General features: G+C 59.7%; 18 protein-coding genes and 1 tRNA gene. 9 read left to right on the top strand and 10 right to left on the bottom strand.

Annotated elements, in window-relative coordinates:
* Nucleotides 1-28 precede the first annotated feature (28 nt).
* The 7 genes from VSP_RS25015 (at nucleotide 29) to VSP_RS37325 (ending at nucleotide 6,608) form a co-directional block, all read left to right on the top strand.
* A tRNA-Leu gene (locus tag VSP_RS25015) sits at nucleotides 29-113 on the top strand.
* A 34-nt stretch (nucleotides 114-147) separates the two neighbouring features.
* Nucleotides 148-864 (top strand): ubiquinone/menaquinone biosynthesis methyltransferase, encoded by a 717-nt coding sequence (locus VSP_RS25010; protein WP_009964137.1) that lies wholly within the window; start codon nucleotides 148-150, stop codon nucleotides 862-864.
* Nucleotides 865-1,123: 259 nt separating this feature from the next.
* Nucleotides 1,124-1,447 carry a hypothetical protein gene (locus tag VSP_RS25005; protein WP_009964136.1) on the top strand — a complete coding sequence of 108 codons (324 nt, stop codon included), beginning with the start codon at nucleotides 1,124-1,126 and terminating at the stop codon, nucleotides 1,445-1,447.
* Between the two features lie 92 nt (nucleotides 1,448-1,539).
* Nucleotides 1,540-2,001, top strand: a complete 462-nt coding sequence (locus tag VSP_RS25000; RefSeq protein WP_009964135.1) for a hypothetical protein — start codon at nucleotides 1,540-1,542, stop codon at nucleotides 1,999-2,001.
* A gap of 180 nt (nucleotides 2,002-2,181) precedes the next feature.
* Nucleotides 2,182-3,480: a Gfo/Idh/MocA family protein gene (locus VSP_RS24995; RefSeq protein ID WP_009964134.1), complete on the top strand. Its 1,299-nt coding sequence runs from the start codon at nucleotides 2,182-2,184 to the stop codon at nucleotides 3,478-3,480.
* 208 nt (nucleotides 3,481-3,688) lie between these two features.
* The gene (locus VSP_RS24990; RefSeq protein ID WP_157211045.1) at nucleotides 3,689-5,449 is read left to right on the top strand and encodes an SUMF1/EgtB/PvdO family nonheme iron enzyme; all 1,761 of its coding nucleotides are present in this window, start codon (nucleotides 3,689-3,691) and stop codon (nucleotides 5,447-5,449) included.
* 88 nt (nucleotides 5,450-5,537) lie between these two features.
* The gene (locus VSP_RS37325) at nucleotides 5,538-6,608 is read left to right on the top strand and encodes an FAD:protein FMN transferase (RefSeq protein WP_157211044.1); all 1,071 of its coding nucleotides are present in this window, start codon (nucleotides 5,538-5,540) and stop codon (nucleotides 6,606-6,608) included.
* A 1-nt stretch (nucleotide 6,609) separates the two neighbouring features.
* On the opposite strand, the gene VSP_RS24980 is transcribed toward VSP_RS37325, so the two are convergent.
* Complete coding sequence (locus VSP_RS24980) at nucleotides 6,610-7,890, bottom strand: glycosyltransferase (protein WP_009964130.1); 1,281 nt, start codon at nucleotides 7,888-7,890, stop codon at nucleotides 6,610-6,612.
* 406 nt (nucleotides 7,891-8,296) lie between these two features.
* On the bottom strand, nucleotides 8,297-9,613 hold the full coding sequence (locus VSP_RS24975) for a hypothetical protein (protein WP_009964129.1): 1,317 nt from the start codon (nucleotides 9,611-9,613) through the stop codon (nucleotides 8,297-8,299).
* Between the two features lie 326 nt (nucleotides 9,614-9,939).
* Between VSP_RS24975 and bla the strand changes: the two genes are divergently transcribed.
* The gene (bla, locus tag VSP_RS24970) at nucleotides 9,940-10,851 is read left to right on the top strand and encodes a class A beta-lactamase (protein ID WP_029190740.1); all 912 of its coding nucleotides are present in this window, start codon (nucleotides 9,940-9,942) and stop codon (nucleotides 10,849-10,851) included.
* 248 nt (nucleotides 10,852-11,099) lie between these two features.
* On the opposite strand, the gene VSP_RS24965 is transcribed toward bla, so the two are convergent.
* The 3 genes from VSP_RS24965 to VSP_RS24955 all read right to left on the bottom strand — a co-directional run bounded on the left by VSP_RS24965 (nucleotide 11,100) and on the right by VSP_RS24955 (nucleotide 13,438).
* Nucleotides 11,100-11,465, bottom strand: coding sequence for a hypothetical protein (locus tag VSP_RS24965; protein ID WP_009964127.1), 366 nt, complete (start codon nucleotides 11,463-11,465; stop codon nucleotides 11,100-11,102).
* 38 nt (nucleotides 11,466-11,503) lie between these two features.
* Nucleotides 11,504-12,922 (bottom strand): hypothetical protein, encoded by a 1,419-nt coding sequence (locus VSP_RS24960; RefSeq protein ID WP_009964126.1) that lies wholly within the window; start codon nucleotides 12,920-12,922, stop codon nucleotides 11,504-11,506.
* A gap of 144 nt (nucleotides 12,923-13,066) precedes the next feature.
* The gene (locus tag VSP_RS24955) at nucleotides 13,067-13,438 is read right to left on the bottom strand and encodes a hypothetical protein (RefSeq protein ID WP_009964123.1); all 372 of its coding nucleotides are present in this window, start codon (nucleotides 13,436-13,438) and stop codon (nucleotides 13,067-13,069) included.
* A 711-nt stretch (nucleotides 13,439-14,149) separates the two neighbouring features.
* On the opposite strand from VSP_RS24955, the gene rimO reads away from it, so the two are divergent.
* On the top strand, nucleotides 14,150-15,586 hold the full coding sequence (gene rimO / locus VSP_RS24950; RefSeq protein WP_009964121.1) for a 30S ribosomal protein S12 methylthiotransferase RimO: 1,437 nt from the start codon (nucleotides 14,150-14,152) through the stop codon (nucleotides 15,584-15,586).
* Nucleotides 15,587-15,702: 116 nt separating this feature from the next.
* Here the strand turns inward: rimO and VSP_RS24945 are convergent, their stop codons facing one another.
* From VSP_RS24945 to VSP_RS24920, 5 genes are all read right to left on the bottom strand, one after another.
* Entirely contained in the window at nucleotides 15,703-16,050 is a 348-nt protein-coding gene (locus VSP_RS24945) for a hypothetical protein (RefSeq protein WP_157211043.1), read from the bottom strand.
* Nucleotides 16,051-16,661: 611 nt separating this feature from the next.
* On the bottom strand, nucleotides 16,662-16,925 hold the full coding sequence (locus tag VSP_RS24935) for a phosphopantetheine-binding protein (protein WP_009964116.1): 264 nt from the start codon (nucleotides 16,923-16,925) through the stop codon (nucleotides 16,662-16,664).
* A gap of 82 nt (nucleotides 16,926-17,007) precedes the next feature.
* Nucleotides 17,008-17,736 (bottom strand): 3-oxoacyl-ACP reductase FabG, encoded by a 729-nt coding sequence (gene fabG / locus VSP_RS24930; RefSeq protein WP_009964115.1) that lies wholly within the window; start codon nucleotides 17,734-17,736, stop codon nucleotides 17,008-17,010.
* Between the two features lie 68 nt (nucleotides 17,737-17,804).
* Nucleotides 17,805-18,905 (bottom strand): beta-ketoacyl synthase N-terminal-like domain-containing protein, encoded by a 1,101-nt coding sequence (locus VSP_RS24925; RefSeq protein ID WP_009964114.1) that lies wholly within the window; start codon nucleotides 18,903-18,905, stop codon nucleotides 17,805-17,807.
* Between the two features lie 17 nt (nucleotides 18,906-18,922).
* Nucleotides 18,923-20,197 carry a beta-ketoacyl-[acyl-carrier-protein] synthase family protein gene (locus tag VSP_RS24920; protein ID WP_009964113.1) on the bottom strand — a complete coding sequence of 425 codons (1,275 nt, stop codon included), beginning with the start codon at nucleotides 20,195-20,197 and terminating at the stop codon, nucleotides 18,923-18,925.
* Nucleotides 20,198-20,367: the final 170 nt, after the last annotated feature.

The raw sequence follows: 20,367 nt of genomic DNA, 5'->3' as shown, positions 1-20,367 counted from the left end.
ATGTTCACGACCCGGCCGCAATGAAAATGCTCACGTGGCGGAATTGGTAGACGCGCAAGATTCAGGATCTTGTAGGGAGACCTGTGGAGGTTCGAGTCCTCTCGTGAGCACCATCACTATTCTATTTTTTAAATCGAAAGCGGTGGCATGCAGCCAGCCTCAAGCGACAGCGCCCCAAAAAAAGGGCAAGATGCCAGCTTCGTCCGGAAGGCGTTCGCTTCCATTGCCAGCCGTTATGTGCTGACGAATCATGTGTTGAGTCTCGGCATTGATGTGCTCTGGCGATGGCGCACGGGTCGGGATGTTGCTGCCTGCGAGCCGAGACAGGTGGTGGATCTGGCCACTGGCAGTGGAGATCTTGCTGCGGAGGTTCAGAGCCGCTGCCCTGAGGCGACGGTGCTGGGGGTGGATTTCTCCCAGCCCATGTTGATGGAGGCCCGGAAACGTGGGCTGACTCAGCTGGTCGTGGGGGATGGCATGAACCTGCCTCTTCAGGATGCCTGTGCTGATGTGGTGACCGTCGCCTTTGGCTTGCGCAACATGGCTTCATGGCCGGATGCGCTGAGGGAGATGTCACGCATTCTTCGCCCTGGTGGTCATTTGTTCGTATTGGATTTCTCCCTGCCGGAATCAAGAGTGATTCGGACGGGGCACCTCTTCTATCTCCGCCACGTGATGCCTCGTGTGGCGGGATGGTTGACAGGTGAACGGGCGGCATACGAGTACTTGTGCGGTACCATTGAGGCCTTCCCCAGTGGTGAGAAGATGAACGCCATGATCTGCGAGAATGGATTCGTGAAGAGCGATGCCTCCGCGCTCAGTTTTGGCATCGCTTCGCTATATCACGCTCGGAAAGCTGGCTAGTGTAATCTGGACAGGGGGTGGGCGAGGTAGGGAAGGTGAAACCGTGGTCCGCCAGGTTCTGAGCGAGGGTACTTTTGTGTCAAGAGGCATGTGAAACTCAAAAAAACGCCCCCGTGAGGGATAAGGGAGATTCGATGTCCGACTGCGAATCTTAAAATTTAGCAACTTGCTCACTTTCCGTCCTCTCCAGTGCTTTGTTCTTGCCTCAGGGGGCCTTTTTTGAGAGGAAAGAGGATAGCAACAAATTACATCTGCCATCATGTACGACTCCTCTCCTGCGACGGCACCCTCACTGCGGGTTTTAGAGATTCAGAATGGCCTGGTGATCAGTGAATCTGGCCAGCAGGATGCGGATGATTTCGCTGCCGACTATCAGGGGTTGCGCCATTTCGCGGACCGTGTGGGTGGTGCTCTGGAACTGGGGGGCTCTCTGTACGCGGCGATCCATGAGCCGGAGTTTTCCATGATGTTCCTGTTGCCTGTGGGTGCGGACAAGCCCGCCACGCAAGCTGTGGGGGCCATGGTGGACGCCAATGTCTCCAACAATGAGCTGCTGGTGACCCTGCGGCAGCAGGGAGTGTGACCCTCTTTCTCCCACCCAGATGACTGAAAGGTCGGCAGGCAGTCCGATTCCTGTCGGCGCTGATCACAACTTCCTCCCGCAATTATACTCCCATGGCCAATCCCATCACTCCCTCCCTCCGCGCGAGCCTTGAGCGCCTCAAACACGCGGGATCTGTCAACGGGCTGTGCCTGTCATGGCGTAGGCAGATCCTGGTGAGCCTCATGCCTTATGAAGACTTCCGGGTGGAGCAGCTCGTGCAGGTGCTCAATGACGGGCGCGATCATTTTCAAAGTGGCGGAACACGTCTGGTGGACTCCCTTTGGCTGGGCTTCCCAGATGTGCATGCCCTGGTCGTCTTTGCGGGTGATATCAGTGTGGTGTTGCTGCACACCCGCCAGGAGGAGGCGGATTTCCTGACGGGAGTGGTGAAGACATTCCTGAATGATGCCCAGCTGCTTGTCGCGGCGGCGCTCAGCCCTAGCAATGGTGAAACGGCCGGTGGGGATGACGAGGAAAACTGGCTGCCACAGCCCCCTCGTCTGGATCCCAATTTGACGAATGTGGTGTCCTGAGGGGCGCGTTGACGGAGATTTCGGAGGAGAGGGAGACCGGGGAGTCGCATCGAAGCCGGCCCCCGTGGAGTGTGCGATTTTTGCAGGAAGCGTGTCACACCTTTTAAGGCGTGGCCATTTGACGGAAAGAAGTAGCGCCGGTGGCGCGAACTTCGTTGTGCACCGTCAATCTTCCTTCATATGAATCCCACTACACTGCAAGCGCTCAACCGCCGTTCGTTCCTGGGCCACTCCGCCGCCCTCACCCCGGTGTTGTTTCCTTTTGTCCTGAAGGGGGCGACGGGCGCTGACGCGAAGAATGCTGATACCTTGAAGATCGGCCTGGTGGGTTGCGGTGGCCGTGGCACGGGCGCGGCCCAGCAGGCGCTGAGTGCGGACTATAACACCACTCTCTTTGCCGTGGCAGATGCCTTTGCGGAGAAGGCTGAGGCCAGCGTGAAAATGCTGGGTGACAGCTTTGCCAAACGGGTGGACGTGCCCAAGGAGCGCCAGTTTATCGGGCTGGATGCATACCAAAAGCTGATTGATATCTGTGATGTGGTGATCCTCGCCAGCCCTCCCGGATTCCGTCCGGCCCATCTGGCGGCCGCTGTCGAGGCAGGCAAGCATATCTTTTGTGAGAAGCCCATGGCCGTGGATCCGGCCGGCTATCGTGTGGCCCTGGACGCCATCAAGAAGTCCCAGGAGAAGAAACTCAGTGTGGTGGCTGGCTACTGCTGGCGTCGCAGTGCGTCGCGTGTGGAAGCCTTCAAGCGCCTGCATGATGGCCAGATCGGTGAGCTGGCTTCCGTCTTTGCCACTTACTACACCGGTCCGGTGAAGCCCATGCCGGAGGCCTCCGCCCGCAAGCCGGAGTGGAGTGATGTGGAATGGCAGGTGCGCAACTGGTACAACTTCTCCTGGCTGAGCGGTGATGGGCTCGTGGAGCAGGCCATCCATAGCGTGGACAAACTCTGCTGGGCCCTCAAGGACGCAGACCCGATTTCCTGCGTGGCGACGGGCGGGCGTCAGCTGCCCAATGAGGGCGGCAACATCTTCGACCACTTTCATGTGGCCTATGAGTTCCCCAACAACGTGATGGCCCATCTCGGCTGCCGCCAGATCAAAGGCTGCTACAATGAGAATGCAGACTACATCCGGGGCACCAAAGGGGCTCTCATTATCGGCCGTGGCGACAAGCCCTTCATCGACGGAGAGGACCGCTGGCGTTTCCGCGGCGAGGAGAAAAACATGTATCAGGTGGAGCATGACGAGCTCTTTGCCGCCATCCGCAAGGGCGAGGTGCTCAACGACGGCACCTGGATGCTGCACAGCACCATGGTGGGCATCATGGGCCGGATGTCCGCCTACTCAGGCAAAAAGATCACCTGGCAAGAAGCCATCACCAGCGACGAAGACTTGGCCCCTGAGACCACGCTGAAGTGGGGTGATAAATTTGAGCCAAGCCCAATCGCTCGACCCGGGCTGATCAAGGCGTGAGCCCCTGTGCTGTTCTCCACCGCTGAGAACAATCGCATGGGGGAGCCGGGAGGTGGCGTGAGCCACCTTCGGATACCCGTGGTCAGATTGTCATTCTTTCAACACTCATCGTAAAAACTTACGGTGGGAGAGGAGGTCCGTAGTTGAGACTCGATCTCTGAACTTTGGGGTTTCCTCCCTCCCGCGCTGTGCTAAGCCATTGGTTCCCATGCGACCGACATCCCTACTTGCCATCGCTTCCATCCTTCCTTTTGGGGGGGCTTCAGTGTTCGCTGAAGCGGCCGCCAAGATTGAGAAACCTGATTTCAAGCAACATGTGAAGCCGATCCTTGAGGCGGCTTGTGTGCACTGTCACAACGACAAGTCCGACAAGGGCGGACTGAATGTGACGACGCTGGAACTGACCGTGAAAGGTGGCGACAATGGGACGGCTCTGGTGCCGGGCGATCCTGCCAAGAGCCCTCTTTACACCACGACCGTGCTGGCGGCTGATGAGGATGCTGTCATGCCCCCCAAGAAGGAAGGTTTGCTGGCTCCTGAGCAAGCAGAAATCCTGAAGCTCTGGGTGCAGCAGGGAGCGAACTGGCCCAAGGAAGTGAAGCTGGAGCAGACGGTACGCGTGAACTTTGAGAAGCACATCCAGCCCATTCTCGAGGAAAACTGTCTCTCCTGCCACAATGCGGACAAGGCCAAGGGTGACCTGAACCTGGCGACGAAGAAGGACGCCTTCACCACCGGCGAGAATGCGCCGACGATCATTGCTTTCAACTCTGCCAAGAGCTCCGTGTACTCCCTGGCCTCGCTGCCGGCGGATCACGATGACCTCATGCCGCCGGCCAAAAGTGGTGGCCCTCTTAAAAAGGAGCAACTCGACCTGTTGCGCGGCTGGATCGACCAGGGGGCAGTATGGCCAGAGGGCGTAACGCTGAAGGCCAAGGAGAAGAAAGCCCCGACCGGCGACACGCTGGACAACATGGAGCTGGCGAAGAAGATCCACGATTTCATCGTGCAGACTTCCAAGGAGAAAGCCGAAGGGGAGATGAAAGCCTACGACAGCAAGGTGCCCAAGACCGGCATCGGCTACAAGATGGCTGCGATCCAAGGGGGGGAGTTCCTCATGGGCAGCCCGGAATCTGAACAGGGCCGCAAGGACGATGAAGGGCCGCAGGTGAAGGTGAAGGTGAAACCCTTCTGGATGGGCGTGCACGAAGTGACCTGGGACGAGTACCTGCCCTTCATGATCACGGATGTGGGCCGCAACAAGAACGGCTCCAAACAGAAGCCGAACCCGGCGGACGGGATTGCGGACGTTATTTCCCAGCCCACGACTCCCTATACTGAGATGAGCTTCGGCATGGGGACGGATGGCTATCCTGCCATCTGCATGACGCAGCACGCGGCCAACAAATACTGCCAGTGGCTGAGTGCCCAGACGGGCCACTTCTACCGCCTGCCGACAGAGCAGGAGTGGGAATACGCCGCCCGGGCCGGCACCACGACCCCGTTCTACTGGGGTAACGATGCTGGCCAGGCCAAGGAGTACGAGTGGTACTACGACAACGCGCCGAACTTCCAGTACTCCCAAGTGGGCAAGAAGAAGCCCAACCCTTGGGGCCTCTATGACATCCTGGGCAACGTGTGCGAATGGACGATCGACCAGTATCAGCCCGACTATTACAAGAACCTTGCAGCTCTGGGTGACAAGTCGGTGGGCTTCTACGTGAAGTCCACGAAGCCCTATCCCCAGACGGCTCGTGGAGGGTCCTATGACGATGACGCGATCGGACTCCGCGCCGCGGTGCGTCGTGGTTCCAACCCCGACTGGAAACAGCAGGATCCGCAGCTGCCCAAGAGCATCTGGTACCTCACGGATGCCAAGTTCCTCGGCTTCCGCATTGTGCGCCCTCTGGAGATCCCCAGTGCCGAGGAAATGTTCCACTACTGGAACAACGGCGTGGAGAAAGAGTAGGCGTATTTTGGATTGCTGATTTTAGAATTGTGATTTGATGAAGGCGGCGGCGTTTCCTGAGGAAGCGCCGCCTCCTTTGCGTTGGCTCATGATGACGGGTTTGCGCAGAGCGATTTCCTTCGTGGCAGCAGGGGTGCTGGCATTTGTGTGGGGCTGTGTAGCGCATGCTGAAGAAGCAGCTGCACTGAAACGGTACCACTATTCCCGCCCCCAAATGGGCTCCGTCTTCTCCATCACGGTTTACGCTGCAGATGAGGCAAGGGCTGAAGCGGCGGTGGAGGCAGCTTACAAAAGGGTGGAGGAGATCAATGCTGCGGCCTCGGACTATCTTCCGGAAAGTGAGCTGAGCCGGCTGAATCGGGCTCTCCCCGGACAGGCTGTGAAGGTCAGTGGTGATCTGTTCACCCTGCTGGCCCGTTCGGCTGAGACCTCGCGACGGACGGAGGGCGCATTCGATGTGACATCGGCGTACGCCGTGCAGCAGTGGCGTCGCGCGAAGCGGAGGAAACAACTGCCGGATGAGGCGGACACGCGCAGGGCGGTGGCCATGGCGGACTGGCACAAGTTGCAGCTTGATTCCGGGAACGGGACCGTCACGAAGCTTGCCGAGAACGTGCTGATCGATCTAGGAGGGATCGGCAAGGGGTATGCGGCAGATGCTGCGCTGAAAGTGTTGCGAGATCGCGGCCTGAACCGGGCTGTCGTTGCGGCGAGCGGGGACCTCGCTTTTGGTGATCCGCCCCCCGGGAAAGCAGGGTGGGATGTGGCACTCCGCACTTTTGAAAGCGCGGAGGATGCGGATCGGTACGAGCATGTGACCCTGAGCAACTGCGGCTGCTCCACCTCAGGAGATCTGCATCAATTCCTTGAACTCGGCGGCAGACGGTACTCTCACATCGTTGACCCGAAGACGGGCCTGGGGCTGACTGATCGCATCGCCTGCAGTGTGGTGGCACCCGATTCTACCACGGCGGATGCGTATGCCACCGCCTTCTGTGTCATGGGAGTGGCAAAGACGGAAGCGTTTGGGGAAACGAATCCGGAACTCCAGATGCACGTGCGGATGACGTGGCAGTCGGATCAGGGGGGTGGGTTCAAGACCCATCTGATGAACTGGGGGCAATGGCCCGCCAAGGATGCTCCCCAGCAGGGAGACTGAATTAAGGACATTGGAACAGGTAGCGTCCTGATCTTGCCGCGGCACCTGCCGACTCCATTACGGCGACCGCCCTGGCTGCGGGTTCATCAGCACGGCACAGGGTGGAGGCGCGTTCGGCTGCCTCTTTGACCGTTCCATCTCGCACCAGGTGGTTGAGCTTCGCTGCCACGGCCCCGGCTTTGAACTGCTTCGGGGCAAGGTAATCCCCTGTGCCGAGCCTTTGCAGGCGCATCACGTTGTCCGGTTGATCGTGCCCCATGGGCATGATGAGCTGGGGCACCCCGGCAGCCAGCCCCTGGGAGAGTGTGCCGATGCCTCCATGGTGGACAAAGGCGGAGACGTGCGGGAGCACCTCGCTGAAAGGCAGATAGGCAAAGTGTCGCGCGAACGAAGGGAGAGGCGAGGGTAATTGCTCGGGGAAGCTTGTGCCCAGCAAGGCTCGCAGCCCGAGTTTCTCGCACGCTGCCAACCCCTCACGGAAGAACGCGGTGGCCTGGGTGTTGCCGGTTCCCGGGGTGAATAGTACCGGCTTGGTGCCTTCCTGGAGCCAGGTGGCAAGATCGGCCGGGAGCTCGAAAAGCGTGCGGAGGTCGGCTAGAGGAAAGCCGACGGTGTGGGTGTTGGCTGGCCAGTCGGGCTGGGGGGCGGCGAACCACTCCGGGAACAGTGCGAGGTTTGCATCGGGGGAGTGCATCCAGTCGGGCACTACGCGTCGAGGACTCGGGATGTTGATCTCCCGGCACATCGCTTTGACTTGGGGCGTGAGCTTAAAATCTGAAGGGTTCGGCAGGGAGAAGAGGATCTTCTTGGCCCAAACCGGCAGCTTCAGCATCCACTCGGTGCCGGGCATGATGATGGGTGTGTCATGTACGCTCAGGAAGCAGACGGGCTGCAGATGCACGGTGACCAGGGGGCACTTGAACTTCTCCCTCGCAGCGCGGGCGGCCATCATGGTGAAAGGTGCGGCCAGGACGGTCTCGCCGGGGCGGATGCGCCCGGCGATAGTTTCATAGAACGGACGCAACAGCTTGCCTGCCATCTCAAAGACCAGCGCGGTGCCCTTGTACGGTTTCCAGAGATCGGGGTGACTCAGGATCTTCTCGTACTCATCCTTGCTGCCCACGCCGGTAAAACGGAGTTCAGCCCGACGGGCGGCATCGTCGAAGAGCGGGGAGGTGATCAACTCCACATCGTGTCCGCGCGCCTTGAGCAGACGGCCCATCCAGATGAATGGGTTGACGTCACCGGCACTGCCAAAGGGAACGAGGAGGTAGTGGGCCATGGGGAGGGCTGGGGGCTGAGCGTGAGACTAACGGGCGGGGGCGCGGGATGCACCCAGAAAGTGGTGCTCGGTGTGGCTCTGGCATCTGAGTGGTCCCAGTTTTGTTGATGCTTCTGGCGTGGACTGTAGCGTCTTGTGGAGGAGAAGCAGAACGCAGGAGTCAGGAGCATCCACTATTTGGAGGGCGATGCTGATATCATCGGGCCAGGCAGCTGCGCTGTCGGACGCCTGCCATGCGAACTGCTATGGCAGCTTCCCGTATGCACGGAGTTGGAACCGGTGCTTCCGGACGGTGCTGGAAATTTCGGCGGCGCGGATAGGGTAGAGACGTCCCAGGAGCCGAACGTAGCTGGCACAGCCCGGGGAGACCGGTTGATTGTCTCTAGGGCAAACCGAGGTCTTCTGCCTAGTTCTCCAAAGGGCTGGGGAGATAGTCGCCTGGGAGGTTCAGGGGGCTGCTGGAAATATAGAACGAAAGGTCATAGACGCCACCTTTGTACACGTCTGTGCCATAGTAGTTTGCGACATGAGAGGCATCGACTGAGGCGGCTACTTTGAACGTACCGTTTGGGAGGTCAACGGATTGCGCAGTGCGTTGTGCGAGAACTACTTTCGTGGATTCCGTTCCGCTGAACCGCACGGTGAGTTCATACCCAGTGTCATTCTTGAGAGCAATGATTGTGCGTGCACCGCGGGATTGTCCCGTAGCTTCGGCTTTGGGAAGCGCTCCGTGATCGCCCGCCGCAATTGCCGCTACTTCCAGGTCGATGATGCGCTTCTGCATCGACGGAGTATCTTTGTGCTTCGGGTGGCTGGCGACGAATCGTTGATAGTGTGCCAGTTGATCTTGCTCCTTCACCCATGAGGGATCGTTGTAGAGCAACTCCCGGGCCTCTTCAGCCTTGTACCACTGCCGCAATTGCGGATAGTTCCGGTCAAATTCAGCGATCCTTTCGAGGGATCGAGCTTTTTTCACCTGTTCCCATTCAGGACTGGCCAGTTCTCTCATCGTGGCGATGATGGGCCAGTGGGATTGGATGGGGGGTGGCAGTCTGCGAAAGCTGGCGACCTTTTGAAGTGATTTTTCTGTGGTGATCTCATTCCAAAGCTTGTCCAAGACGGGAACCACGGGAAAGCGTTCCGCCACTTCTTCGAAACCCTCAGGAAATGCCGCAATATTTTCAGGAACTTTTTCAGAGGCGGTCTCTTCCCAAAGGGGGAGCGCCAGACTGAACAGTGCATCCTTGGCGGGCGCGTGGTGTTTGCCATCTGGGTACCCCGTGAGGTAAGAGCGGAGGCTTTGCAAGGTGTTGGTTTGGGAAGCTGAAGCCCAGGCGGAGTCGTCAGTCAACTCAAGGTACCGCCGCTTCGCCTCGATGGCGTGAATCGTGCCTGCGAATTCCGCCATCACCTTCGAATAGGCTTCGGGAGTATCCTGCTTTTTTGCGTACCAAAGACGTACGGACGGGGCTTCGTACGCAAGCCAGAAACAAAACGCGGGAACGAAGATGGCGACGAAAGTCAGAATAACCCGACGGATCAGCGCGTCCTCCTTGGCTTTCTTTAGCTTCTGTGCGTGCTCGTTGGCTTTGCGTTTTATCGCGCCATCAGTCAGGGCTTTCCGGTAGTCTGCCGCCACCGAGGCGATAATGGCTGGTGGCAGGCCTATCGGGATGCCTTGTTTCAATTGGACGGCACAGGAGGCGAGATCGTTGTCTGACATGCAAGCTCTTGAAAGCAGGATGGCCTCTCCACACTCCAGATCACTTTGGGGAATCCGGTAGCATTGAGGACATGAGTACACGGGATTTGCCTTTGGGGCACCGCAGAACTGGCAGATGGCATGCATGAGCAGGTTTTCCCATGAGGTTTCACACGTCATGACGATAGTCAACAAGGGTTTGTCCAACGTGGTGTAATGGCGTCCGGTTCGTCGCCCAGGAATGGGGATCGTCGTGAGTCGGGTGCTGTCAACCGGCATTCCGTGTCGGGTAAAGGGCTTGGTCTTGCGGGATGGCTTGCAACACTGTACGATCCTCCTTCCGCATGATGACGCGCTCGTCCTTTTGTAAAACGCTCTGGCACCTGGGGGTGGCGGGGGTGGTGGTGCTCCGGATCGTCACTTCATCTGCTCAAGAACCGGCCGCGACTCTGGCTGCTGCGATCAGCAAGCTCGAGGGGGTGGAAGGCTCAAGTGGCGCGCGTTTGGGTGTGTATGCACTGGATCTGGAAAGTGGCATGGAGGTGAGTCGTCGGACGGAGGAGCGGTTTCCCGTCTGTAGCACCTTCAAAGTGATGCTGACTGCGGCGATCCTGAAACAGAGTGTGCAGGATGCAGGCTTGATGACGCGGCGGGTCTCCTATGCAAAAGAGGATCTGGTGACCTATTCACCTGTCACGGAGAAGCATGTGGAAGGTGGGATGACGGTGGAGGCGTTGTGCGCGGCCGCCATGCAGTACAGTGACAATACGGCGGCGAATCTTCTGATGAAGATCCTGGGCGGACCTGGCGCGGTGACGGCGTATGCGCGTTCGATCGGCGATACGCAGTTCCGCCTGGATCGATGGGAGACGGAACTGAACACTGCGTTGCCGGGCGATCCGCGTGATACCTCGAACCCTGCGGCGATGGGGCACAGCTTGCAAAAGCTGGCCTTGGGCGACGGACTGCCGGAGGCGCAGCGTGCAAAGCTGGTGGAGTGGCTGCAAGGCAATACCACCGGGGACAAAAGGATCCGGGCGGCAGTGCCCCCCGGCTGGAAGGTGGGCGACAAGACTGGGTCAGGGGACTACGGCACGGCCAATGACATTGCAATCCTCTGGCCACCGGGACGCAAGCCGATTGTGCTCGCAATTTATCACACGCAAAAGGCGGCGGATGCGAAGTGGCAGAATGAGGTGGTCGCCGCGGCGGCTCGTGTGGTGCTGGAGGCCTTCGGTATGCTGCCCGTCAAAGGGTGAGCTACTACTAATGTATTAGGGAATCACGTCCCTTTGGGCAATTGCGATTGCCTTGTCCTGTTATTCTGGGCGTCGAGAGTAGACGGACTGGAGGGATGCATTCCAACGCATGGGTTTGTCATTGAAGGGATCGATAGGGACGGTCTCGAGGTATTGGGGTACGAGTTCCTGCAGGGCGGCAGGCAGCCGACCATCCCCCAAGGAGTGTTCTTTTGATCTTCCACCAGATTTTCTGTGTGAGAGAAGCTTCAACGCCATGTGGCCGGATCCGTTTTTATCAGATCAGCAAACGACTGGAGGCTTGCAACATGGGCATCAAGAAATTCCCGCACCTTGCCCGAGCTGCCGGGCTCCAACTTTTTAGCAGGCTGTGGAAGGGCGTCGTGAAGAGAGATGCGGTCGGCCTTTAGCGCGGAGAAGAAGGGTTCTAGGGGATTATGCGAAGCCTCAGTGGGCGCTGGGGTGGCGGGCGGCATCATGTCCCTGTCATCCTGCGGTGCGGCGTCGTGGAAGTAGAGGAGGTAGATCGCGGCGAGGATGAGGATGACGAGGGAGGTCAGAATGCGCTTGCCGAGCGAGCGCTTGCGGCGGGGAGGGGCGGAGGCAGTGCTCATGATTGGAACGAGGTGAAAGCGGGATGGGATTGAGGGAGTTATCGAGCGGAGGGAACCCCGGGGCGGCCACTCTCCTCCGGAGGTGCCAGGCGTTGCGCGTCTCGGGCTTGGGAGGCGGCCTTGCTCCACCAATAATATTGACCGATGTCACGCTCATCGATGGTGACAGGTATGCGAAAGGCTCCACCGTCGTCAGAGCCATTCACGCCAACGGAGTATAGGACCTGAGTGCCGGGGTTCCAGCGCATCGGCAAATCCGTGAAAGGGTCTTGGGGGATAGAGGATAGATAGGCAGGCGAAAGCTCGCTCAAATCATCAGGCAGACGGTGATGATCCACTTCATAGCGGCGCAGGGCGACCTGCAGGATGACTTGCCTGTGGATGGTTGCGTGACCCATCTGGCGGATGAGTGAGTCTTGCAGATCCTGTGCATCCAACACGCTGAAGGCGATGCCGGTGGTGTTGGGGTTGAGCCAGAAGCGCACCGGTGATTGGTAGATCTTATCAAGATTCCCCCTGCTGATCTGATGGGCATCCAGCGCAGACTTCCAGCTGGATTGAAGCCCCTTGATCAACTGGCGATGAAGATCAAGGCGGGTGGCCAGAGTGAGGTTGGGTTTGAGCAGCATCCCTCTCACTGGTTCAGGATAGCCACGAAGGTTGAGCTTGCGTGCATCCACTTGCAGCGGCGCACCGCCTTTGGCGGCCCGGTAGGCTTGCGCGGCAAACAGGTATTCGGCCTTCAATGTCTCGGCAAATGCCGCTAGGGAGGGATCCAGGGCATCCAGTTCTCTTTGAACTGATGTCAACGTGATGGGAGAAATGGCGTTGAGAACCAGAGGGCGTTCGAGTTGAAGGATGGCGGTGCGCTGAATGGCAGCGGTTACCATGTTGTGAATCAGCAGGCCTCTCGAATTGTTCAGGCCGTGGGCGAATCGTGCCAGAGAGAGGTTTGTCCGGATGCTCTCATCAGGGGATATCGATTCCGCGAGACCTGCCTGCACCCGGATGAGGTTGGCGACAGGCATCAGATGTCTCAATTGTCCATTCAGCGAATCCTCAAGCGAGACGCCTGTCTCCGTCGGCCATCGCCAGGAGGTGGGGTCTGTTTGTAGAAGTTCCTCATAGGACTTGAGGACCAACGCGCGGTTGTTCAGAACAGTTTCCTGGGGTGAGGGGCCCGTTGCCGATGGAGCTTTCTTCCGCGGAGGCGGGGCGTCCACAGGGTGTTGCTGAAGCGTCGTGAGAAACTTCTCCAGGGGATTGATCTGACCGGATTCGGACGTTTTCGCGGTTGGGACTGGGGCCATGTCGCTGGCATCGGGTGGTTCGATGTCATAAATCACCAGGAAGGCGATGAAGGTGGTAATGAGCGAAAGCGCCAACGTGACCACGACGATGAGCACACGTCGACTGGTGGGTGCCTGGGCAGCAGTGGGATCTGAGATTGCTGGCATGTAGGAATGTTTTTGATTTAATCTCACTCTCGTCTTGCGGGATTGATGATGACATGGGGCTTGGCCGCTGGCAGAGATGTGGCTGGTGCCCGAAACTGGATGTGTAGATGCAGAGTGAGGGGGCGACACACCCGATTGGGAAGACTAGAACTTTCGAGTGAAGGGAAGACTGCTGTTTCTTGGTGGTGGTGGCTCTTCTGATTTGGCCGGGGTGGGGGCGCCCCACCAGTATTTCATGCCAATGTCAGGGGTGCCGGGATGTTCGCCATCGCGATAGGTGGTGACGTTGCCGTTGTTGGATTGGAGATCGGGACCGATGGAGTAGATGGTATGTGTGTTGCGATCCCAGTTGAGAGGTGTGCCTGAAAAAATGTCCAATGGCACGGTTGGGTGGATGCCCTGGGCGAGGTCGGCGAGCTGGCTGGGAAGACGCTGCTTCTCTAGTTCATAAATTCTCAGAGCAAGAATGACGCGGGTGACATCATGCCAGGCGTGCGCGGAAAGGATCGAACGCAAGAGGGCATAATTGACCTCTGAGAGGTGGAGGTGAATGTGCTTGGCGATGTAGTTGCCGCTGTGCCGGTGCTCGTCCCGATTGGATCGACGACTTCGGCATCCCTGTAGTAAGTGGGAACCCAGCCGTGTGAAGGGGCGGTGGGGACTGCTGAAAGATACTTGGGCACCAGTTCGCCCAATCGCTCTGAGAGTTTGTCGCGGTCGAGGTCATAGCGCCTGATCGCGATCTGAATCAGCGTCAACCGGTGAGCGGTAATGCCCTGGGCAAACTCATCGAGCAGGACAGGCATCTTGATCAAATGCTGTTGATGATGGTATTCCCTCAAGGTGTTTGGGTTTAGTCTGCGCTGGGCCAGGTGTAGCGGTGGAGGGACTTTTCCCAGTGGCCGCGAGTTCCAAACGGTAGCGGGAGGTGAATAGGAATCTGGGGACACAGGCGTCTTTGTGGGGTGTTGTGACCGTCCAAGGGGTTTTGGACTGGATTGACAGGATTTGCGGAGTTCTTAGGAAAGGGGAAAAGTGGTCGCTGGGGAGATTGGGGATCTGGGGCTGGGTACAAATGAACAGTTTTTTTGGCAATCTCTGGTTATGCCAAAAAGCTCTGAAGACGTCTATCCAAAGCCATCGGGATTCTCCTTATGTGCGGGCGAATGGTCCCGGGTTGCTGTAATTTCTTTCTTCCCTTGCCATTTGTGCTAGACTTTGCGCCCCATGACCAAAGTCGGCCTCGTTTCCCTCGGATGTGCGAAGAATCTCATTGATTCTGAGATCATGATTGGGCACCTGCAGCAGGCAGGGATGGCCATGACGCCGCAGGCGGAAGAAGCAGACGTGCTGATCATCAACACTTGCTCCTTCATCGATATGGCCAAGAAGGAGAGCATCGCCAGTGTGCATGAGGCCGTGGACGGCCGTGCGGAGGGCGGAAAAGTCCGGGCCAAGCAGAAGATCATCGTGGCGGGGTGCATGGCCCAGCGATTCGCCCAGGAACTGCCGAACCTCATGCCTGAGGTGGATGCCTTCATCGGTCTGGACCAGCTCACGAAGGTGGCTCCCATCATCGAGGGGCTCATGGGCAAGAAGCGCGAGGAGGACGAGGCCCCGGAAAACCATGTCACGGAGAAGCCGCAGTACATCCCGGACTACGACACCCCGCGCTTCCGCCTCACGCCGAAACACACTGCGTACATCAAGATCGCTGAGGGGTGCAACCACCCCTGCTCCTTCTGCATCATCCCGAAGATCCGCGGAAAGCACCGCAGCCGCACGCAGGAGAGCGTGGTCTTCGAGGCCAAGGCGCTCATCAAGAGCGGGGTGAAGGAGATCAACCTGATCTCCCAGGACACGACCTACTTTGGCATGGACAAGTGGGAAGGGCAGCGCCCGAACCCGCGCAGCGGCGTGGACAGCAGCCGCGGCGAGAGTCTTGCCACGTTGATCCGGGAGCTGAATGCCCTGGAGGGCGACTTCTGGATCCGCCTGCTCTACACGCACCCGGCGCACTGGAGTGACGAGCTCATCCAGGCCGTGGCAGAGTGCGAAAAGGTGGTGAAGTACGTGGACATCCCGCTCCAGCACATCAGCGACAACATGCTGACGCTGATGAAGCGTGAGACCAATGGTGCGTACATTCGCGAACTCATCCAGCGCATGCGCGCGGGCATTCCAGGTATCGCGATCCGTACCACATTCATCGTCGGCTTCCCCGGAGAGACGGAGGCGGACTTCGAGGAGCTCGTCCAATTCATTGAGGAAACGAAGTTCGAGCGGGCCGGTGTGTTCAACTACTCCCGTGAAGAAGGAACGCGTGCCGACAAAATGGAAGGCCATCTGCACCACTCCACCCGCAAGCGTCGCTGGAATGAAGCCATGCGTGTCTTGCAGCATCGGGCAGAGGAGTTCAACGCCAGCCAGTTGGGCAAAACTTACCGCGTCCTGGTGGAGAATCCCGGCGAAGGCCGCTCCTACATGGATTCCATCGATATCGATGGCGTTGTATTTGTGGATCCGGCACTCCCGGTGGGTGAGTTCGCGGAGGTGACGATTTCCGACTGGCGCGGCTACGACCTCGTGGCGCACGGCGGTCTCAATGGGCGTGACGGAGGCCGTGAGGCCTTCCGTGAGCGGGTGCCGAAGATGGCTCAGTAGATCCCGCTTAGGGCGGGATCGTTGAGACGCTGCGCTGGTTGAGGGGGCCGCAAGCGGCCTGTTGAGACGGCTTCGCCTGGTTGAGACGCTCCGCTGGTTGAGTTGCTTTTGGACGCTCAGTCCATTGATCGAGGGTCAATCAGGAGTTGCTTCAGGGCCATGACGTCGATGTGGTCTTTTTCCCGTTGAGAAGATTGCTTCAAACGAATAAGGGAAGACTTCGATGCATAGAAGATTGATCGGCCATTGATCTTCCAAGTCTCCGCATCTTGGCGAAGGTCGGAAAAGTGCAAGCCCGACATACGGGTGAAAAGGTCGATTTGGCGCTGTTCCGTGACCTCGACGATGCGGATCGCTCCCTCTTCGTCCCCAAAGTCATCGAGAGTGAGTTCACTCGCGAATCCCTCGCCATAGGTGGCAAGGCTTTGGAGCAGATGGTTGATGTTGTCGGGTGCGCCGTCCAAGAGGAGAACCACGTCTTCAGTCAGACGAACATAGCCGTTTAGGGGACGGCTACTCCGCCAACAACCACAAACTGCACCCCGGCGTCAACCAGGCGCACCAACAGCTTTTCGAACGAGGGTTCCATCGTTGGAAGGGGGCTGCCACTTGCCACCCCGGAGAAGGAGTGCATTGCGTTGAAGCATCGCCAACCGGACCAGCGGAGGTAGCTGGGAGAGACTTCCGCCAACCCTGCGACGGATCGGCTCTTGAAGCTGATTATTCATGCTCTGCGCTTGCCTGATAGGGTAGCGGCGAGGGGGATTCAGTGCAAGCGCCTGTTGAAACGCGTTGCTGGTTGGGGAGTAGATTGGTGGAGTGGATGCCGAGGCTGCACCTTGCTGCCATCCTATCAGGATGGGGCCGTTTTCGCCGATCCCCGGGGGTATGACGCCTTTGGCATCGGGGCCACAGGTCGATCCGGGAGTGATGCATTCCGATGCAGGCCGCCTATCTGGGGAGGCGGAGAACTCAGAACGTGCGACGGAGCGGGATAAGAATCCTTTGGCTCCTCCAACCTTTAGGGGCTGGGGGCATGACGCGCTGACGCACCGCCCACTGACGCACTGGGAAGCTACTTCGCCTGGATGGCGGCGGCGATGGTGTCCACGGAGCGCAGCACCTCGCGGGCGGCGGCGGCATCGGCGAGCTTCAGGCCGAAGCGTTTCTCCAGGGCGACGGCGAGTTGAAGGGCGTCCACACTGTCGAGGCCGAGACCCTCTGGGCTGAAGATGGCGGCATCGCTGGCGATTTCATCTGCACCCTGGGGGAGCATGAGTTCTTCCACCATGGCTTCTTTGATTTGCTGCCGAAGGGCGTCGAGGTCGAGGTCTGCCATTTTGCTGGGGTCGGATCGGAGTTGGACGAAAACTTTGAAGCAGGGTGAGGAGGGCCTTGCAGAGGGATCGGAGGTGTTGGGCTCAGAGGATGCCACCGTCGATCTTGAGGGCGGCTCCTGTGATATAGGCAGCCGACGGGGATGCAAGGAAAAGGACGGCGGCGGCCACTTCTTCCGGCTTGCCCAGGCGGCGCATGGGTACCCGCATGGCGGCGGCCCGGCGCTCCTCAGGAGACATCTGGACCAGGGCGTCGGTCTCGATGTAGCCCGGGCAGACAGCATTCACGGTGATGCCGGCGCGCGCCACTTCCTTGGCAAAGCTCTGGGTGAGACCGATGATGCCTGCCTTGGCGGCGGCATAGTTGGTCTGGCCTGCGGGGGCCATCAGCGCGCTGAGGGAGGAGATGTTGATGATGCGGCCGAAGCGCTGTCCCATCATGTGTTTCACCACGGCTCGGCAGCCCAGGAAGGTGCCGGTCAGGTTGCTCTGCAGGACGTCCTGCCAGATGGCATCGGACATGGTGGCCAACAGCGCATCCTCGTGATGCCCGGCATTGTTCACCAGTACATCCAGCCTGCCTGAAGCGCTGAGGATCTCTGAAATGGCGGCCGTCCACTCTGTATCAACGGTCACATTTAGCGGGATGAGGTGGCAGCGCTTAGGGTGCTCCTCCGCGAGGGCTTCCGCTTTGTTCCGGCGGTTGCGAACGCCCAGCCAGACGACATTGTCAGGGGCGGCCTGGAGAAATGCGGTGGCGAGGGCGATGCCCAGGCCGCCATTGCCGCCGGTGATGAGAGTGACTGTGGGCATTGAAAAAGGGTGCTTTTGAAGAAGAGGGGGGAACGAAATAATACGGTGGAATCTGCTGTGAGGGGGGGTCAGGGCTGGAGAGGCTCATGGAGGGAACCCTTCAGCATAGCGCCCATGGCCTGCTGGGTGAGGCCCACAGCACTGATGAGGGCCTGGCTGGCAAGGCCCCGCTGGAGCAGCTCACATGCGAGCACCGTCTGCCAGCCGGAGGTGATGGCGAAGCCCTCTCCCACCACTGGCTTGACCCCGTACCGAGGACCGCCCCAGTCCTGCCAGAGGTTCTGTTCGGTGGTATCACCTCTGGTGCGGGGGCCGGGCTGGGTATCGGGGTAGGAGCCTTCACACAACACCGTGCCCGGCTCGGCAAGGGGTTCGAGAGTGCCACGGACAGCCGCCGCAGCTTGAGCCCGATCGCGTCCTTGACCATAGCTGAAGGCCTCGGTGACCGCGTGCAGAGTGACGCCGGGGGGCGTTTCCGACATAGATGTGTCCTTCTCCAGCAACACCGCAGCGGCTCCTTCTGCGGCCACCCCGTGGGGAGCAAAGAGCAGAAGTGCCTCGTCAGAGATCCAGTCCAGCTCCTCAGCGGCGATCACGAGACAGGCATCGACCAGACCGTCATCCAGCCACTGAGCCGCCAGATCCAGCCCAGCGAGGAACTGGGCGGAGTCTCCCACCAGCGTGTAGTTCATCTCTGGAGAGCCGAGCAGCGAGGAGACATGGCTGGCTGGCGCATTGTACACAGTCTCGGGAAAGAGGATAGGGCTGGCCAGGAGGGGATTTGCCAGGACTTCGGCGTAGAACCGGCGGCTGAACTGTACGCAGCCGCTCATGGTGCAGAAAATAGTGCCAATGCGGCGTCCGCTGCTGCGGATCGCCTCCAGATTGCCTTCGCCCAGAGCCTGCATGGCAGCGTGCACGGCATGGCGCGCCGCTGAGGTGGTGCGGCGCAGACGGGGTAGCTTCATCCATTCTGGCGTGACAGGGATGGGGGGCACGCGTCGGAACTTCCGCTCCTGGGCCTCTGGGACGCGTCGCTCTGCGGCATGGGGCAGCGGTATTCCCGCCAGTACGGCGTCTGCCAGGGTGGTGGCGTTCCAGCCCGCTGGGGAGACGGCCCCCCAGCCGGTGAGACAGATGGGTGTGGAAGAACCTGAAGACGGGGACATGGAGGAAGTCGGCGGTGTCACGGTCTGGAAGGGGTGCTCTGGAGCACCAGGGTGGCATTGGCTCCGCCGAAGCCGAATGAATTGGTCAAGACGCAGTCGAGCTCCGCATGACGGGGCTCGCGCACCAGATCGAAGGTGCAGACGGGGTCTGGATTTGAGACTGGCGAATTGGGCGGCACAAAACCTTCGCGCAAGGCGATCACGCAGATGGCGGCCTCGACGGCCCCTGCACCGCCGAGGAGGTGACCGATGGCTCCCTTGGTACTGCTGACCATCAAGCCCGTAGTGTGTGGGCCAGCCCAGCGCTGGATGGCCATGCCTTCTGCCACATCATTGAGCGGCGTGCCAGTGCCGTGGGAATTGATGTATTGCACCTGGCTGGGCGGTACGTCGGCTTCCATGCAGGCGCGGGTCATGCTGATGAGCGCTGCGTCTCCCTGGGGGTGGGGTTGAGTCAGGTGGTGGAGATCCGTCGCCGCCCCGTATCCGGTGACTTCTGCGAGGATCGTGGCCCCACGACTCACGGCGTCTTCATAGCGCTCCAGAGTGAAAACGGCTGCGCCTTCACCCAAGGCGAGCCCGTCGCGTTGGGCGTCGAAAGGGCGAGGTAAGGTGGTGCTCAGAGCTTGAAGCGAGTCGAAGCCCGCAAAGACCATCTGGGCCAGCGCGTCGTAGCCGCCAGCGATGGCCCTGGATGCACGACCCGTTTTGATGAGCCGGAAGGCGTGGCCAATCGCATTCGCTCCAGACGCGCACGCATTGGAGATCATTGTCACAGGGCCTTGGACGCCCAGGGCATCGGCCAGGAACTGAGCCTGTGTGTGCGGTTGGTACAGGATCACCTTGTGTGGCAGCGAGTGGGCCGTGCCCGGTGTCTCCACCTTCTGGCGATAGTAGCTCTCACCCACCGCCATGGCACCTGCGCTGGTGCCGAGCACAATGGGAATCTCTGCGGCAGGAGGGCCGTCTGCATCACCATTGGCTGTCCAGCCACTCTGGGCGAAAGCTTCTGTGCCAGCGTGAATCAGCAGGCGGGAGGCTCTATCCAAGCGGGCCAGTTGCCGCCGACCTAGCCGGGTGGGAGGCAAGGGTTGGTCAAAAACCACCTCGCCGGCACGCTGCACCCGCTGGCTGGAGGCATCGAAGAGGGTAATGGGGCGCAGTGCCTGCCGCCCCTCACGGAATCCGTCGGCATTCTGGCGCCACCCGATGCCCATGGACGTGATGATGCCCACACCTGTGACCGCTACGCGAAAGGGCGCGCCGGGGGAGGGGGAGGAGGGATACGGCATGGAGGAATGACGGGTGAAATGAACCTCCACCTCTAGCGAGGGTGCGAGGGACGCTCAAGGGGATCTTGGTCCGAGTTCAAGGTTGGCAATGGACGGAGGGGGGGCAGGTGCTTGATGGTGTTTCGTTCATGGGGTGTTTGTTGAGTGTGAGGGCTTGGTGACGGGACGAC

Origin of the sequence: Verrucomicrobium spinosum DSM 4136 = JCM 18804 (assembly GCF_000172155.1) — a bacterium.
GTDB classification, from domain to species: domain Bacteria; phylum Verrucomicrobiota; class Verrucomicrobiia; order Verrucomicrobiales; family Verrucomicrobiaceae; genus Verrucomicrobium; species Verrucomicrobium spinosum.
The sequence above is the reverse complement of the archived record's forward strand: the minus strand, read 5'-3'. Positions and strand labels throughout refer to the sequence as shown.

Bases quoted from the DNA above. Each gene is read 5' to 3' on its own strand.
- VSP_RS25010 (WP_009964137.1), top strand. From the start codon at position 148: ATGCAGCCAGCCTCAAGCGACAGCGCCCCAAAAAAAGGGCAAGATGCC.
- VSP_RS25005 (WP_009964136.1), top strand. From the start codon at position 1,124: ATGTACGACTCCTCTCCTGCGACGGCACCCTCACTGCGGGTTTTAGAG.
- VSP_RS25000 (WP_009964135.1), top strand. From the start codon at position 1,540: ATGGCCAATCCCATCACTCCCTCCCTCCGCGCGAGCCTTGAGCGCCTC.
- VSP_RS24995 (WP_009964134.1), top strand. From the start codon at position 2,182: ATGAATCCCACTACACTGCAAGCGCTCAACCGCCGTTCGTTCCTGGGC.
- VSP_RS24990 (WP_157211045.1), top strand. From the start codon at position 3,689: ATGCGACCGACATCCCTACTTGCCATCGCTTCCATCCTTCCTTTTGGG.
- VSP_RS37325 (WP_157211044.1), top strand. From the start codon at position 5,538: ATGATGACGGGTTTGCGCAGAGCGATTTCCTTCGTGGCAGCAGGGGTG.
- VSP_RS24980 (WP_009964130.1), bottom strand. From the start codon at position 7,890: ATGGCCCACTACCTCCTCGTTCCCTTTGGCAGTGCCGGTGACGTCAAC.
- VSP_RS24975 (WP_009964129.1), bottom strand. From the start codon at position 9,613: ATGTCAGACAACGATCTCGCCTCCTGTGCCGTCCAATTGAAACAAGGC.
- bla (WP_029190740.1), top strand. From the start codon at position 9,940: ATGACGCGCTCGTCCTTTTGTAAAACGCTCTGGCACCTGGGGGTGGCG.
- VSP_RS24965 (WP_009964127.1), bottom strand. From the start codon at position 11,465: ATGAGCACTGCCTCCGCCCCTCCCCGCCGCAAGCGCTCGCTCGGCAAG.
- VSP_RS24960 (WP_009964126.1), bottom strand. From the start codon at position 12,922: ATGCCAGCAATCTCAGATCCCACTGCTGCCCAGGCACCCACCAGTCGA.
- rimO (WP_009964121.1), top strand. From the start codon at position 14,150: ATGACCAAAGTCGGCCTCGTTTCCCTCGGATGTGCGAAGAATCTCATT.
- VSP_RS24935 (WP_009964116.1), bottom strand. From the start codon at position 16,925: ATGGCAGACCTCGACCTCGACGCCCTTCGGCAGCAAATCAAAGAAGCC.
- fabG (WP_009964115.1), bottom strand. From the start codon at position 17,736: ATGCCCACAGTCACTCTCATCACCGGCGGCAATGGCGGCCTGGGCATC.
- VSP_RS24925 (WP_009964114.1), bottom strand. From the start codon at position 18,905: ATGTCCCCGTCTTCAGGTTCTTCCACACCCATCTGTCTCACCGGCTGG.
- VSP_RS24920 (WP_009964113.1), bottom strand. From the start codon at position 20,197: ATGCCGTATCCCTCCTCCCCCTCCCCCGGCGCGCCCTTTCGCGTAGCG.